At 35.6% G+C, this 15,965-nt stretch carries 12 protein-coding genes and 2 rRNA genes; 7 read left to right on the forward strand and 7 right to left on the reverse strand.

Going from position 1 to position 15,965, the window contains the following annotated elements:
* The 3 genes from GQO80_RS13635 to GQO80_RS13645 all read left to right on the forward strand — a co-directional run.
* Positions 1 to 105, forward strand: a 23S ribosomal RNA gene (locus GQO80_RS13635); the annotation flags it as partial.
* Between the two features lie 180 nt (positions 106 to 285).
* A 5S ribosomal RNA gene (rrf, locus tag GQO80_RS13640) occupies positions 286 to 392 on the forward strand.
* Between the two features lie 155 nt (positions 393 to 547).
* Positions 548 to 2,995 carry a helix-turn-helix domain-containing protein gene (locus GQO80_RS13645; RefSeq protein ID WP_157208924.1) on the forward strand — a complete coding sequence of 816 codons (2,448 nt, stop codon included), beginning with the start codon at positions 548 to 550 and terminating at the stop codon, positions 2,993 to 2,995.
* A gap of 27 nt (positions 2,996 to 3,022) precedes the next feature.
* On the opposite strand, the gene GQO80_RS13650 is transcribed toward GQO80_RS13645, so the two are convergent.
* The 7 genes from GQO80_RS13650 to GQO80_RS13680 form a co-directional block, all read right to left on the reverse strand.
* On the reverse strand, positions 3,023 to 3,256 hold the full coding sequence (locus GQO80_RS13650) for a DUF6095 family protein (RefSeq protein ID WP_157208925.1): 234 nt from the start codon (positions 3,254 to 3,256) through the stop codon (positions 3,023 to 3,025).
* Positions 3,246 to 4,064 carry an N-acetylmuramic acid 6-phosphate etherase gene (murQ, locus tag GQO80_RS13655; RefSeq protein ID WP_157208926.1) on the reverse strand — a complete coding sequence of 273 codons (819 nt, stop codon included), beginning with the start codon at positions 4,062 to 4,064 and terminating at the stop codon, positions 3,246 to 3,248. Before murQ ends, GQO80_RS13650 begins: the two co-directional genes overlap by 11 nt.
* 59 nt (positions 4,065 to 4,123) lie before the next feature.
* Positions 4,124 to 4,942, reverse strand: coding sequence for a DUF4249 domain-containing protein (locus tag GQO80_RS13660; protein WP_317163241.1), 819 nt, complete (start codon positions 4,940 to 4,942; stop codon positions 4,124 to 4,126).
* Between the two features lies 1 nt (position 4,943).
* Positions 4,944 to 7,319: a TonB-dependent receptor gene (locus GQO80_RS13665; protein ID WP_157208928.1), complete on the reverse strand. Its 2,376-nt coding sequence runs from the start codon at positions 7,317 to 7,319 to the stop codon at positions 4,944 to 4,946.
* A 69-nt stretch (positions 7,320 to 7,388) separates the two neighbouring features.
* Positions 7,389 to 9,599 carry an NADP-dependent isocitrate dehydrogenase gene (locus tag GQO80_RS13670; RefSeq protein ID WP_157208929.1) on the reverse strand — a complete coding sequence of 737 codons (2,211 nt, stop codon included), beginning with the start codon at positions 9,597 to 9,599 and terminating at the stop codon, positions 7,389 to 7,391.
* Positions 9,600 to 10,473: 874 nt separating this feature from the next.
* A complete protein-coding gene (rplS, locus tag GQO80_RS13675; protein ID WP_157208930.1) occupies positions 10,474 to 10,824 on the reverse strand; it encodes a 50S ribosomal protein L19 in 351 nt (116 codons plus the stop codon).
* 234 nt (positions 10,825 to 11,058) lie between these two features.
* The gene (locus GQO80_RS13680; RefSeq protein ID WP_157208931.1) at positions 11,059 to 11,742 is read right to left on the reverse strand and encodes a hypothetical protein; all 684 of its coding nucleotides are present in this window, start codon (positions 11,740 to 11,742) and stop codon (positions 11,059 to 11,061) included.
* Between the two features lie 354 nt (positions 11,743 to 12,096).
* Here GQO80_RS13680 and GQO80_RS13685 point away from each other — a divergent pair, with 354 nt between their 5' ends.
* The 4 genes from GQO80_RS13685 (at position 12,097) to GQO80_RS13700 (ending at position 15,931) form a co-directional block, all read left to right on the forward strand.
* The gene (locus tag GQO80_RS13685; RefSeq protein ID WP_157208932.1) at positions 12,097 to 12,264 is read left to right on the forward strand and encodes a hypothetical protein; all 168 of its coding nucleotides are present in this window, start codon (positions 12,097 to 12,099) and stop codon (positions 12,262 to 12,264) included.
* 53 nt (positions 12,265 to 12,317) lie between these two features.
* The gene (locus tag GQO80_RS13690) at positions 12,318 to 14,237 is read left to right on the forward strand and encodes an ATP-binding protein (protein ID WP_157208933.1); all 1,920 of its coding nucleotides are present in this window, start codon (positions 12,318 to 12,320) and stop codon (positions 14,235 to 14,237) included.
* Positions 14,238 to 14,240: 3 nt separating this feature from the next.
* The gene (locus GQO80_RS13695; RefSeq protein WP_157208934.1) at positions 14,241 to 14,906 is read left to right on the forward strand and encodes a response regulator transcription factor; all 666 of its coding nucleotides are present in this window, start codon (positions 14,241 to 14,243) and stop codon (positions 14,904 to 14,906) included.
* Between the two features lie 299 nt (positions 14,907 to 15,205).
* Positions 15,206 to 15,931 (forward strand): hypothetical protein, encoded by a 726-nt coding sequence (locus GQO80_RS13700; RefSeq protein WP_157208935.1) that lies wholly within the window; start codon positions 15,206 to 15,208, stop codon positions 15,929 to 15,931.
* The last annotated feature ends 34 nt before the right edge of the window (positions 15,932 to 15,965 follow it).

Below are 15,965 nucleotides of genomic sequence, written 5' to 3' on the forward strand. Positions count from 1 at the left end.
AGATTTCTTTAAAGGGCCGTGGGAGATGACCACGTCGATAGGCCACAGGTGTAAGGGCAGCAATGTCGTAGCCGAGTGGTACTAATAGCCCATAGGCTTATTGTACGCCTGTTTTTTTATAAGGTTCAATGGATTATTGTTTGTTTTTTGTGTATGTCGCCCTTAGGGTGTTTTTCAATATGTTAAGATATTTGGCAGTCCACACTGCCAGTTAAGAGTTCAGAGTGAAGAGTTTAGAGTTTAAATACTCATAACTTAATAGCTTATAACTCATAACTTAAAATTTAAGGTGGTTATAGCGACGGGGCTCACCTCTTACCATTCCGAACAGAGAAGTTAAGCCCGTTAGCGCCGATGGTACTGCATTGTGGGAGAGTAGGTCGTTGCCTTTTTTGGGAGCCCTTCATAGGAATATGGAGGGCTTTTTTGTGCGCTGTGGTCAGGCAGGGGTGTATTTCTTTACATATAGGATTTTATTTTATTTTGAATTTTGATGAAATTAAATTTCAAAAATCTGTATCTTCAAAATCTATTTTAAACCTACTTGATGACTACAAATAAGGAATTGGAATTGGCCTGGGAGTTTGTTAATAATACAAACCGCTCTGTTTTTTTAACAGGAAAAGCAGGAACTGGTAAAACCACGTTTTTACACAAGTTAAAAATGAATTCTCTAAAGCGCTTGGTAGTTGTAGCACCTACGGGTGTGGCCGCTATTAATGCTAAGGGCGTAACAATTCACTCTTTCTTCCAAATGCCATTTGGCCCTATTTTTCCTGATACCGATTTGAATAACACAGGGGGATTTAATAGAAAGTTCAGTAAAACTAAAATCAATATCATTAAATCGATGGATTTATTGGTTATTGATGAGATTAGTATGGTACGTGCCGATTTACTTGACGGCATCGACAGAACGTTGCGTCGTTTTAGAAACAGAAATAAGGTTTTTGGCGGGGTTCAGATACTAATGATTGGCGATTTACAACAACTTTCTCCTGTTATTAAAGATAATGAATGGGAATTGTTAAAGCATATTTATAGTAATGGTTTCTTTTTTAGCAGTCAGGCTTTTCAAGAATGTCAAGCGATAACCATTGAATTAAAGCATATCTACCGACAGGAAAACCCTAAGTTTATTGAAATTTTAAATGAGATTAGAAATAATAGACTTTCTGAAACCGCTGCTTCAGAATTGAATAAACGATTTATCCCCAATTTTACACCTCAACCAGATGCAGGTTATATATCATTAACCACCCATAATAATAAAGCTGATGCAACCAATAATTCAGAATTAGACAAACTTTCCACCAAATCGTTTACCTATAAAGCCAAAATTGAAGGTAAATTTCCAGAGATTTCTTATCCTAACAGTGAATCGTTAAAACTGAAGGTTGGGGCTCAAGTGATGTTTATAAAAAATGATAGCGGACCTGAAAAGCGTTATTTTAACGGTAAAATTGGAAAAATTATTCATCTGGAAAAAAATGAAGTAGTTGTGCACTGTCCAGATGATGATTTCAATATTAATGTAACGCCAGAGATTTGGGAAAACATCAATTATACGGTTGATGCTGAAACGAAGGCTATTTCCGAAGAAAAAATAGGGTCTTTTACCCAAATGCCATTACGGTTGGCCTGGTCTATAACGATTCATAAAAGTCAGGGTTTAACCTTCGAGCGCGCCATTATTGATGCACAAGGCGCTTTTGCACACGGACAAACTTATGTGGCGTTAAGCAGGTGCAAATCGTTGGAAGGTTTGGTGCTGAAAAGCAAGATAGATTCCAGTCAAATTATAAATGATCAGAACGTTTTGCTATTTAATGAAAATGCTGAAGCCAACGAACCTGATGCATCTATTTTGGTAGCTTCACAAAAAATGTATCAATTGGATTTGATTTTTGAAATATTTGATTTTTATCAATTTCTATATCCTTTGAACCGTGTTTTGGATATTTTTTATAAAAATAGAGGCAGCATTGAAGGACATGTAGAAGCGCCCATCCAAACAATTAAAAATACGGTTACCAATTTTTTAAAAGTAAGTAATGGCTTTAATGCACAGCTAAAACATTTATTGGATGTGGAAGGTTTGCCCGAAGCAAGTGAAGTCGTTCAAGAGCGTTTTAAAAAGGCTATTTTATATTTTAAAACTGAAACGGAAACCAATATAGTAGCTCCTTTAAAAGCATTTGGTTTTACAACCGATAATAAAGCTATTGGAGAAGACCTTACTAAAAACATAGACACTATTGAAGAGTTATTGGAAACGAAACTATTGTATTTTAATGGTTTTTCTAATGGATTTTTAACAAAGGAATTTTTAGAATTAAGGGTAAAATCGGTATTTAACACGAAAGAAAAACCTAAAAAAGTTAGAAAATCAATCATAGATGGCACTACCAATGTGGAATTATTTGAACTTTTAAGAGAACTTAGAAACGACATTGCCCATGAAAATGATTTAGTGCACTATCAGGTATTCACCCAAAGAGCTTTGTACGAAATGTGCGAAACCTTGCCATTGACCAAGAAAGAATTATTGAAAGTGAACGATATGGGGAAAACCAGGGTGGAAAAATATGGTGAGGCTATTTTGAAGGTTATAAAAACTTTTTGTGAAGAAAATGACATTGAAACATCACATGGTGGCGATGATGATATTGAAATTTCAATCCCTAAAAAGCAAAAAGATAAAGGCGATACCAAGCGTATTTCTTTGGAAATGTTTAAAGCAGGAAAATCGGTTTTTGAAATTGCTAAAGAGCGAGGTTATGTGCCATCAACAATTACGAACCATTTGGCTAGTTTTATTACAACAGGTGAAATAAAAGTATCCGATTTAATGCCCATGGCACATTATAATTCATTAAAAGAACGCATCCCTCAAACAACCTTTGAAAACTTAACGGATTTAAAAAATAAATTGGACGACAAGTATTCCTATGAAGAGCTGCGATTGGTCATTAACGACTTAAATTTAATTTAGCACCTATATAAAAGATTAATTAAGCGCTTAACGTTTTTTAAACATGCTATCCATAATGGTTTTGATACCCCTAAATATTAAAAAAACGGCCATTGCAGAAATCAGGCAGCCCACAATAAGTATGGGTATGTAAAGAGGTTTTTCTTTGTTGCTAAATGCTATATGCAAGAAAATAGGCCCCATAAAAAGGGTCATTAAAGCAAAAACAAGCGTTTTTATGCCCCTTACAAGCATTTGTTTGTCGGTTTTATCAGTTTTCATTTTTAAAATGTTTTATTGCTGAACGTACATTTTTGTAGGTATGTAAAAGTTCTTTTGCTTTTTCTTCAGTTAGGTTAAGTTCAGTCATAATCATTCTAACACCTCTATCTACCAACTTATTGTTGCTTAATTGCATATCAACCATTTTATTGCCTTTTATTCGGCCTAATTGGATCATGGTAGTTGTGGAAATCATATTCAGCACTAATTTTTGTGCGGTTCCTGCCTTCATCCTGGAACTACCCGTAACAAATTCTGGACCCACAATTACTTCAATAGGAAATTGCGCCGTTTTTGATAATGGACTGTTATGGTTGCTGGTTATACAGCCAGTAATGATGCCGTTTTCGTTGCAGGTTTTTAATGCCGAAATAACATAAGGCGTAGTGCCGGAAGCCGCAATGCCCACAACAACATCTTTATTTGAAATGCTATGCTTTTTTAGATCTTCCCAACCTTGGGTTAGGGAGTCTTCAGCAAATTCAACGGCATTTCTAATGGCCTTGTCGCCACCTGCAATAAGGCCAATTACTAAATTACTTGATACTCCAAACGTTGGTGGACATTCCGAGGCATCTAAAATCCCTAAACGGCCACTGGTGCCTGCACCCATATAGAACAAACGACCGCCATTCTTTAATTTTTCAACAATTACGGTTATTAGAGCCTCTATTTGTGGTAGTGCCTTTTCAACAGCCAACGGAACGGTTTTGTCCTCATGGTTAATATGGCTTAATAATTCGGAAACACCCATCGTTTCCAGTTGGTTATAGTTTGAATCTTGTTCGGTTATTTTGTTAAAGCCCATAATTCTAAGAACGTTTTTTTGAATGAGAATTGCTGGAATTGCTATGCATAATGGTATATTTATTTTACGATGTATTTAAAAACCGCAACTTCCGAGGCCCTAAAATAGCCATAAGGATAATTGCTTGGGTTGGTTTGGTTAACACAATTGCCCCTAACGGTTGCTGGTTGTGTTTGAAATGGGCCTCCCGAATCATCGCTACTTTGTTGCAGTAATATAAACATGTATTGGTAAAAACGTTTTGAAACACCATGGCCTTGAATGATCAGTTCATCGCCCGGTTTTACGTCTTCATTTGAATAAAACGCGAATATTTGGTTCCCATCGTTAAACTTGTCGCTATACACATCCAAACTTAAAACACTGGAATTAGCGTTTATGAATTCAAACAAGTAATAATTTTCAATGTTTTTAGGATCGGTATAAAATGCTTTTATTTCGGTTTCATCTTTATTAAAACCACTATCGTTTTTTTGTTCAATCCTGTCTATATTCACTACGGGCTGCATGGTTTCGGTTGCCGTATAAACCTCATTCTTATAAATGATTTTAAGGTTGTAAACCCCATTGATTTCTGGAATAAACGATTGGTTTCTATATATGCCGGTTTCATCTTCCTCAATAAAATTAAAGGTATTGTTGTTTTGATCTGTAACCGAAACGGTTGCTCCAGTTGCGGGTGGCGTGGTTTTACTGTAAAAAGAGGATGTAAGCGATAATTTTATGAATTGGTTTTTGCCTGTGGTGTCTTTAAACCAGGTTAGGGAAGCATCAATTACCAATCGGGGTTCTGCGGTTTTTAGATCTAGCTCCACAACATCTTGACACGCAAACAACGATGTGCACAAAAATACCAAGTATATAATTTTTCTCATCATTTTAAAATTTAAAATTATACGATACCGATGGTACCATTCCAAAAATTGACAAACGAGTGGCTTCATTTAATTTGGTGTCGCTATTTTGTCCGAATGTAATGGATGCGGCATTTTTTCGGCCATAAACATTATAAATTCCAAATACCCAATACGTTTGCCATCCTTTATTTTTATCGGGTTTTGGTGTAAAGGTTGTAGAAATATCCAAGCGGTTGTATGCGGGTAACCTATCGGAATTTCTACTATTGTAGCTTGGTACGCTTATATTGTTGTAAATATATTGGCCATTTGGAAAGGTGGTTGGTTGCCCCGTTTGAAATAGGAAATTGGCATTAAGCTTCCATTTATTGTTGAAATCGTAGCTTCCCGTAAAAGATATGTCGTGGGTTTTATCATAAGGCGTGTTGTACCACTTGCCGTTGTTGATGCCAATTTCCGTGGGCGTCCTTCCTTTGGTTATTTGCTGTGATTTTGATAGGGTGTAGGCCAACCACCCATTAAACTTACCTTCGTTTTTTCTTAAAAGCACCTCCAGTCCGTAGGCTTTGGCTTCACCGTTTAAAATAACCTGTTCTATGGCATTGTTGGCAATTAAATCGGCGCCATCAATATAATCAATTCTGTTTTTTACGGTTTTATAAAAACTTTCAATTTCTAAGGAATAATTGTTATTGCTGAAATTTTTGAAATAACCAATGGCATATTGATCGAGCAATTGGGGTTTTATGTATTTTCCACTTGGTGTCCAAACATCTAGCGGTGTGGGCGAACTGGTGTTTGATATTAAATGCAGATATTGGCTCATTCTATTATAACTTGCTTTAATAGAGTTGTTTGCATTTATTTGGTATGCTAGTGAAATTCGCGGTTCCAAATTAAAAAATTGAGCAATAACATCGCTTCGTTTAAAACTTTCGGTACCTGTGGGGGTTGCTTTTTCATAAATCTTGAAATCTTCATTGAATATTACGGGTTGATTATTTTCGTAGGTATTCAATTCCTTTTGGCCCAATCGCAAAAACGAGCTTAAACGGAGCCCATACGATATGGCCAATGCATCAGTTACCTTATGTTCGGCATCCATATAAATGGCATTTTCAAAAGCAAACTTTTCGGTGAGCTTAAACGGGTTTATGCCTGAAGTGGCCGTTGTTGGCCTGATATCGCCGGGGTTAAACTTATAATAAATACTGTTCAAACCATATTGTAGTTTGATGGTGTTGCTTATGTAATGTTTAAAATCGTATTTTAAGTTGAAGTTTTGTATGCCAGAAACCCAATCAAATTCTACTAAACCCAGTTTTAAGCCATAGTAATAATCAGAATAAATGAACGATAGGTTTGAAAATAATTTATCGGAAAAAAGATGGTTCCATCTAAAATTCAGTACCGAGTTGCCATAGGTGTTCGTGAAGGTGTCTTGAATGCTGAACACGTCGCGTCCGAAGTAACCAGATAGGTAGATGTTGTTTTTGTCGTTGATTTTGTAGCTTAGTTTGGTGTTCAAATCATAGAAGTACGCGATATTGTCAATATCAAAAAGCGGTAAAAATAGATGGGCATAACTCGACCTGCCGCCAAAAAGGAACGAGCCTTTATCTTGTTCTAGGGGGCCTTCTACTAGTAATCTGCTTGAAACCAATCCAATTCCTCCGTTGGCATGGTAGGTTTTACTGTTTCCTTCCTTTTGGTAAATATCCAAAACAGACGATACCCTGCCACCGTAGCGTGCAGGAATACCTCCTTTGTACAGTTTTAAATCCTTTATGGCATCGGGGTTAAAAACTGAAAAGAACCCAAACAGATGTGAAGAATTGTAAATGGTGGCTTCATCCAAAAGAATCAAATTTTGGTCCACCGATCCACCACGTACATTAAAGCCAGAAGCTCCTTCGCCCGCAGTAGTAACACCTGGCAACAACGTAATGGCCTTAATAATATCGGCTTCACCAAGCACTACCGGAATTTGCTTAATGGTACTTGCCGTTAAGCGGTTTACGCCCATTTGTGGCGCTTTAAGGTTTGTTTTTTCAACATTGCCGGTAATAACAATTTCATCTAAATTTTCTAAAGTATCAGTTAAGCTGAAATTTTTTGTGATATTTTCAGTCAGCACAACCGTTTCAACTTTTGTGGAAAATCCCAAATAGCTAATAACGACTTTATAGGTGCCCTTGGGTAAGGTGATGGAATAAAAACCGTATTCGTTGGTGGTGGTACCCGTTTTTGCTTCGGGAAACACAATACTAACGCCAATAAGCGTTTCGTTACTTTTTTCTTCGGAAATGGTACCGTTTAAGGTGAATTTTTCTTGTGCAGTGGCTGAAATTTCAATAAAACAGACTATAAAAAGAAAACATAATACTATGTTTTTCATCAATTGCTTTTTTTTTATAAAGTTATAAAAAAAGCTCCGAAATTATGGAGCTTTTTTAACAAGTATATTTTAGCCTAAAATGCTATTGAGCGTTTTGCTTGGTCGCATGGCATTGGTTACCAATGTTTCATTTGGTTCGTAGTAACCCCCTATGTTTACTGGCGAGCCTTGAATTTGGTTAAGTTCTGTTATAATAACAGTTTCATTTTCTGCCAATTGCTTCGCTATTGGAGTGAATTCAGCTTTTAAGGCGGTGTCGATGTTTTGTTCGGCTAATGCTTCGGCCCAATACAGTGCCAAATAAAAGTGACTACCTCTATTGTCAAGTTCACCTGCTTTACGCGATGGCGATTTGTTGGTATCGAGTAATTTGCCCGTTGCATCATCTAAGGTATCGGCCAAAATTTGCGCTTTTGGATTGTTGGTTGCCACGGATAAGTGTTCTAACGAAACGGCTAAGGCTAAAAATTCACCTAGCGAGTCCCAACGTAAATGGTTTTCTTCCAAAAATTGTTCAACGTGTTTTGGTGCCGAACCACCTGCACCGGTTTCAAACAAACCGCCACCGTTCATTAATGGAACTATTGAAAGCATTTTTGCGCTGGTACCAACTTCAAGAATCGGAAACAAATCGGTTAAGTAATCGCGTAGCACGTTTCCGGAAACCGAAATGGTATCTTTGCCTTCTTTGAGTCTTTCGCAAGTAAAATAAGTAGCATCAATAGGTGATAAAATCCTTAAATCCAATCCTGTTGTATCGTATGCTTTTAAATAGGTGTTCACTTTTTTGATTAATTCTGCATCGTGCGCTCTATTTTCATCTAACCAAAAAACGGCCGGTGTATGCGATGCTTTTGCACGAGTTACAGCCAGTTTTATCCAGTCTTTAATGGGCTCGTCCTTGGTTTGGCACATTCTCCAGATGTCTCCTGCCTCAACGGTATGCTGTAATAATGTATTGCCGTTTTTGTCAATAACCTTTACGGTACCGTTTGATGCGATTTCAAATGTTTTATCGTGCGACCCATATTCTTCAGCTTTTTGCGCCATCAAACCAACGTTGGGCACGGTTCCCATAGTTGTTGGGTCGAATGCCCCATTTTTTTTACAGAAATCGATGGTAGCCGTGTAGATGCCCGCATAACTACTGTCTGGGATAACGGCCTTTGTATCTTGAGGCTTGCCTTGGGCGTTCCACATTTGGCCCGAGTTACGAATCATGGCGGGCATGGATGCATCAATAATAACATCGCTTGGTACATGCAGGTTTGTTATGCCTTTGTCGCTATTTACCATGGCCAATGCTGGGCCGTTTTTATAGTCGGCCTCAATATCTGCTTCAATTTCTAGGCGTTTAGTTTCGGGTAAACTTTGTATTTTTTCGAGTAAATTCCCAAAACCATTGTTCACATCTACCCCAATTTCATCTAAAACTTCAGCATGTTTTGCAAACACATTTTTAAAGAACACCTTTACGGCATGTCCAAAAATGATGGGGTCGCTCACTTTCATCATGGTGGCTTTCATGTGCAACGAAAACAGCACGTTTTTAGCTTTTGCATCTGCAATTTGGGCTTCTAAAAACGACATTAGTGCCGTTTTACTTAATACCGTTGCATCAATTATTTCGTCCTTTAGCAAAGGTAAGTTCTCTTTTAAAACGGTTTCGGTGCCTTTGGTATCGGTATGTACAATTTTAATGGTGGTAGCGTTTGGTACGGTTACCGATTTTTCATTGTGTTCAAAATCGCCAGCATCCATAGTAGCTACATGGGTTTTTGAATCGCTGCTCCAAGCCCCCATGGAATGTGGATGGTTTTTAGCGTAGTTTTTTACCGCTTTAGGGGCGCGTCTATCTGAATTTCCTTCACGAAGTACGGGGTTTACTGCGCTTCCCTTAATTTTGTCGTAACGTGATTTGATGTCTTTTTCGGTTTCGTTTGTTGCGTCGTCAGGATAGTTGGGTATTGCAAATCCTTGCGACTGCAATTCTTTGATGGCTGCTTTTAATTGCGGAATTGAAGCACTGATGTTGGGCAATTTTATAATGTTGGCCTCAGGGCTTTTAGCCAGTTCGCCAAGTAAGGCTAAATCGTCTGAAACTTGTTGATTTTTGTTTAAAAACTCAGGAAAAACGGCTAAAATTCTTGCAGCTAAAGAGATGTCTTTAGTTTCAATTTCAATACCAGAAGACTTGACGAATGTTTCAACGATAGGTAAGAATGAATATGTTGCCAGTGCAGGAGCCTCATCGGTTTTTGTGTAAATAATTTTAGACATTAATGTAATGGTTTTTATATTAGTATTTAGTTATGTGTTCAAACAGGTTTACGATAACGTTTTCGCGACGCGAATATACAAAAATTGAAATGTATAAAAGTTTAAATGCATAATGAATAGTGCCGAAACTGCTAAGTTTTAATGGATATTTAAAAAAATATGCAACCAGTACGAATTTATTAAGAAAGGGAAGAAGCTATTGTAAAAAACAAAAGCCATATCACTATAGAATTTAATCTATTTTGACATGGCTTTCTTTGAAATAACATGACTCTTTCTATTAGAATAGCTAATTTAGCCACTAAATCAGTTTAAATTTTCGCTTAAACCTTTTCAATTGAAGTACTGTTATTTCAAGTTGAAACATTTTGTTCGTAATTTTCAATATGTATTGACCTATTACCAAAATGTTTCATGTTAATTGTTTTTCTTGATGCCATTAATCTCGCCGTTCGTTTTCACGTTGGGGGTTTTTAAGGCATTGCTTGTAGTTTAACAACAAACTTTTCGGGCAAGTTGTTTTTTCAAGCTTTCCATCATACTAGTTTCCAATTGTTTTCACATCTGGAACTTTTTATAATGTCATGATCTTTTGTTTCCCATGCTTACACATGATTCATAAAAACCTCAAAAAACAATTAAAAATAAAGAACGTTACCTTATTTAAGATTTAATACAAATTCACTTTTTAAATGAAACCAGCCGTAGCTGTTATTATTTCTTGTTGCTAAGATACAATACAAATTCTGAAAAAGCAATGTATTTAACATTTTATATATCAACCATTTATAAACAGGAGTTATTAACTTTTGTTAATAAAAAAAAGACCCAAATAGCATTTGGGTCTTTGATTGTTTCTGGGGAACGTAGTTTGTTAATGCCTGCGTTCTTTAATTCGTGCTTTTTTACCGGTAAGACCTCTAAAGTAGTAAATTCTTGCTCTACGCACTTTACCACGTTTGTTAACTTCAATTTTTTGTAATGCAGGTAAATTGATGGGGAAAATACGCTCTACACCAATGGTGCCCGACATTTTCCTGATGGTAAACGTTTCGGAAGCTCCAGTTCCTCTTCTTTGTATCACAACGCCCCTAAAAAACTGGGTACGCACTTTTTCGCCCTCCCTAATTTCATAATAAACGGTAATTGTGTCTCCAGCGCCAAACTCTGGAACGTCTTTTTTTGCTATAAATTCGTCTTGTACAAATTTTACTAAAGATTCCATATCTTTAAATTTAAAATATTGATTGATTCGAAACAACATGCACGATTCTCGCCAGAGGTTAACCCGAAATTGGGTGCAAAGATAATTAATAATTAACAATGCACAATTAATAATTTTATTTTTTGCAATGTTTCTTTGGTGTGGTAAGGCTTGCGTGTTTGTGTGTGCCTATATTTGGCCGAAAAACCGGAATTAAGTTACCAAAATAAGGGTGTTGGCTAGTTGAATAGCACATCAATAATCTTCGCAAATGTATTTTTTGATCATATACTTTGTAATAGGTTTTAAAAATTTACCCGTTTCAGGGTGTTTGCCAAAAAGTGAAAAAAATTCCAAATCGCCTTTTTTGTTTTTGCTGTACCATACATTCTCACTGCCATCCTCATTAAAGTACTTAGTCTCACAATTAGGGATTATCTTTTGGAAATGCGCAATTTGCTCTTCTTTATATAATTTAAGCGCGTTCAAATGGTACTTTTCTGCATCAAAATTTACTTCAACATATTTTGTGCCCTGCCATACCATCCATCTTTCACTATTAAAAATGGCACTTGTTATACTTACCAAAACGGCTATAATGCAAACCAGAAGCATGATCCAGTTTCGTTTTAAAAAAGTGGCTGCCTTGTTATTAGGTTCGTGCCACTTGGTGTTTTCAACTAAAAAGGCTTTATAATTTTCAAATCCCAAATATTTACATAACGCCAACACATACTCTGAATGTACCGAAATATCTTCCCCATCATCAACACGATTTGAATCATCAATAAGATTGCGCAAAGTTCTTCCGCTTATCTGAACTTTAAAATCGTTTAGCAAAATCATTGAAATATGTTCTGAGATATTTGTTTTGGTAGTTTTTCCAGGAATTTCTTCTTGTGCTTTTTCAAAGGCCTTTTTAACAACTTCTTTATACATAAAATGTAATTGGGATAATTCATAAAACTACAAATTCTTGCAGAAAAAATGCGGAAATTTTTTTCCGAATACTTTCCAGATATTTTCCAATGCTTCCAAAGTTATAGTTATTCATTTGGTCTGTAATTGATTTTCATCAGCACCTAAAAAGGCTTTTGAAAGTAGCAATTAGATGCATTGAGCAGCAGGATAAGGTTGAATTACTATTTGGGAAGTAAGTATTCAGCTTTATTTATGCCCTCCAAACTTCCCGAGAGAGACGTCTCTAAACATTGTTAACGTGATGTTTAATCGCAAAATCATCCAAAGATTTTGAACAGCATCACTATTGTCGAATTTTTAATGAAACAAAAAATGAAATACATCCATGTAATAGTGTTCATGGCTTTTCTTAGTACGGCTTTGTTTTCCTGTACACCACAGTCAATATCTGAAACAGGAAAAACCGCTGTTAAGCAAGCCGTAACGGGGGATGATGGTGAAATTTTACCACCCGAAGATGAAGATGATGGCAGTAAATAATAAAATTCTTTTTAACCATAAAATTAACTAAAATTTGTTGCTAATTTTGAGGAATGAAATCAATCAAAAATTCATTCCTCTTTTTTTGTATATATGTAGCTAGTTTCCTTTTAACGGGCAACATGGGGCTTTTTGCTCAAAAAAAGACCGATAGTTTAAGTTACTATTTCAACTTAAGCGAAGACAAGGCCCAAGGTTTGCAAAACAACTTAAAATATGCCAATAAGCTAATAAATACGGCCATTAAGGAAAAAAACGCTTATTATCTATTGAATGGATTAAATAGAAAAAGCTTTTTACACTCAAAAATTGGCGATTACAACATGGCCATAGAAACGGCAAAGATGCTTTTAAAGGAAAGTAAAAAAGCGAAGGATTCTCAAAACTTGTTGCTGGCCTACAGAAAATTATCCGATTACAGCAGGCTGAATGACAGTTTGTTAAGCGCTTATACTTTTTACCAAGAACACAAGGCATTAAACATTCTGTTCAAAGACACCTTGGAAGTTATTAGAGATTTAAGGTTTATGTCCAGTATTCAATATAGGCTTGGTTTGCTTTATGAAAGCGAATCGACAGCCGTTGAGGCCGTAACGCTTTTGGACCATTTAAAAGAAAACGAAATCACAACAAATGCAAAAATTGGGCTTTACAATCATTTGGGGATTATTTATAAAGAAATTGGTAGTTACGACCGTGCCTTAGAACTCTACAATAAACTTTTGTCAATTACAAGCGCCCATCAACACCTAAACATCATTCAAGGCAATATTGCCAATGTTTACAAGGAACAGGGTAAATACCCATTGGCCATAAACGCATTTAAAAAGGTTTACGAAAACAGTTTAAGGACCAATAACAAGAAAGACATAGCCAGGGCCTTAAATAACTTGGCTTTTACAAGATCGAAGTTAAATGATCCGGATGCTTTAAAAGACATGCAAACGGCTTTGGCATTAAGAATAAGCGAAAACGATTACACAGGGCTTTTCTCAAGTTACATTGCTTTAACCGAATATTTTGCAGATAGAAATGATAATGCCAACGTAAAATTATACGCCAATAAGGCTTATGATGTCGCTGTTAAAACAAATAATAAGTTAGATAGAATTAAAGCCCTTTCATTTATAATTGAACTTGAAAACGGGAGGAAAGTGGCAGAGTACAAACACCTAACCGATAGCATTGCCACAGCACAACAAAAAAATGAAAACAAGTTTTTGTATGTAAAGTACAATTACAATAAAAAAGAAAAAGAAGCCCAACAAATTAAGCTTAAATATATACAAAGTGAATTAAAGGCCACAAAAGAAAAGTTTAACAAAACCATCTATCAAATGATAGCGGTGATAGGCCTATTGCTAACCATTATGCTTTATTTCATTATAAAATCAAGGCATAAAAAGGAAAAATTACAAGAGGTTTATATAACCGAATCCCGAATATCTAAAAAGGTACACGACGAAGTAGCAAATGATGTGTACCACATAATGACAAAGCTCCAAAGTGATGGGATTTCAAACGATTATATTTTAGATGATTTGGAACAAGTTTATAATAAAACAAGGGACATATCAAAAGAGAACAGCATGATCGATGTTCAAGAAAACTACCATGAAATTTTAAAAGAGCTACTTCTAAGTTATAAAAACGACCAAATTAACGTTATTGTACATAATATCTCAAAAATAAACTGGGACAGCTTATCGGATTTAAAAAAAATAACGCTTTTTAGAATCTTGCAAGAACTCATGACCAATATGCGCAAGCATAGCAAAGCCTCATTGGTTGCCTTGTCGTTTAAAACTTCTGGTAACAAAATAGTTATTGATTATAAAGATAATGGTATTGGTTGCAATCTTGTTAAGCACAATGGTTTACACAATACGGAAAACCGTATGGCTTCTATAAACGGAACAATTACTTTTGAAACAGAAACCGGAAAAGGGTTTAAAGTTCAAATAACCATATAGCACATGTTTACAAAAGTTTTAGTTTCCGAAGACATGGAAGACATCAACAAGGGGGTTCATTCGGCTCTTTGTGAATTAGGTGTAAAAGAAATCCAGCAAGTACAATATTGCGACGATGCGTATTTAAAAATTAAAAAAGCCATTTTAGATGATGTCCCTTTTCAATTATTAATATCCGACCTATCTTTTAAAACCGATTATCGTACCCAAAAATTTCAGTCTGGCGAAGCTTTAATTAAAAAACTGAAGGAAGAATGTCCTTCGTTAAAAATCATTGTTTATTCTGTTGAAGATCGGCTTCAAAAAGTACGAGCTTTAATTACCGATTATCAGGTAGATGGTTACGTTTGCAAAAGCCGCAGGGGCTTAAACGAATTATCAAAAGCCATTAAAAGCGTTTTAAACCATACACTTTATTTGTCGCCCGAAGTAGCCCAGGCGTTTAACGCCAATAATAATTTGGAAATAGACGATTTCGACATTCAGTTATTAAAACAACTATCAAACGGCCTCTCACAGGAAGAGATAAGTACGCACTTCAAAAACAATAATATATCTCCCAGCAGCCTTAGTTCCATAGAGAAGCGATTAAATAAACTGCGCATAGAATTTAAGGCCAATAATGCCATTCACTTGGTAGCCATCGTAAAAGATTTGGGACTAATTTGAATTAATTCCGAAATTACGGAAAACCGTAACATAGTTAAAGGCAAGATCGATACTATTGTACCGCTATTAATATGCTACGTCAACGTAGAGGGATTTTCTAAAAACCTTGTAAAATTTTTACAGGGTTTTTTTTGCCCTTTTACGGAATGCCGTAACTAACAATAAAATAGGGGGTTTATTTTTGTTTTATAGTTGGAATAAGTGCTATCTATAAATTAATCGTTTTGTTGTTTTAAACTTCAAAATTACAGATTATACTTTTCTATTTTTTAATTGAAACATTGTAAAAACAATTCATAATGAAAAAACTGTTAATAGTTATTATCGCCGTTACAATTTTAATTCCAAAACAATTAAATGCTCAAAAAGATGGAGCCGCTGTTGCCGCTGTTGCTGGAGGTTTACTTGCCATTGGTGCTGGTATCGCTGCGATTGAAGATATGAAAGAACAAGCTGAGTTAACTGCAACGCAATGGGTGTTAACCAACCAGCCAACTATCATTAATTTTTCATTAAAGACTCTGGCCTTTGATGGGAAAAAATTAAAAGACATGTCTTCTGCATCAGTTATAACTTACAGAATTCAAGAATTTACGCCAGGAGATGATCCTGTTTTAAACGGAAAAAAACAAGTTTTGTTTGGATTTACAAGTCATGGGTGGATAAATGAATATGGAATAAATTTTGAAAAAGTCAAATGGTTTTTAATTGATGATGCTGAGTGGTTGCGAATGATGGTGGCTTATGTAAAAGTGTCTTCGGATGTGAAAGATGAATCCAATTTAGAACAAATATTACGAAAAGGGAAAGTGGTTAATAAAGGTATCAAAACAAAAACTAAACTTGAAATTCCTTTTTTCAAATTATCAGGAGACATGTATGTTGTAACAGATTATTCATCAGAAATGAAGTTGGTTTACAATGAAAGATCCTTGGGTATATTTTTAAAAGAAACAAGTGATTTGGTTCAAATGGGTCGAGGCGATATTATAGACATACATGATTACTTTTTTGCGGAAGATTAATTTTATTGCTATAAATGCATTCAACTATAAAAAC

Source organism: Mariniflexile maritimum, from assembly GCF_009746565.1.
GTDB lineage: Bacteria > Bacteroidota > Bacteroidia > Flavobacteriales > Flavobacteriaceae > Mariniflexile > Mariniflexile maritimum.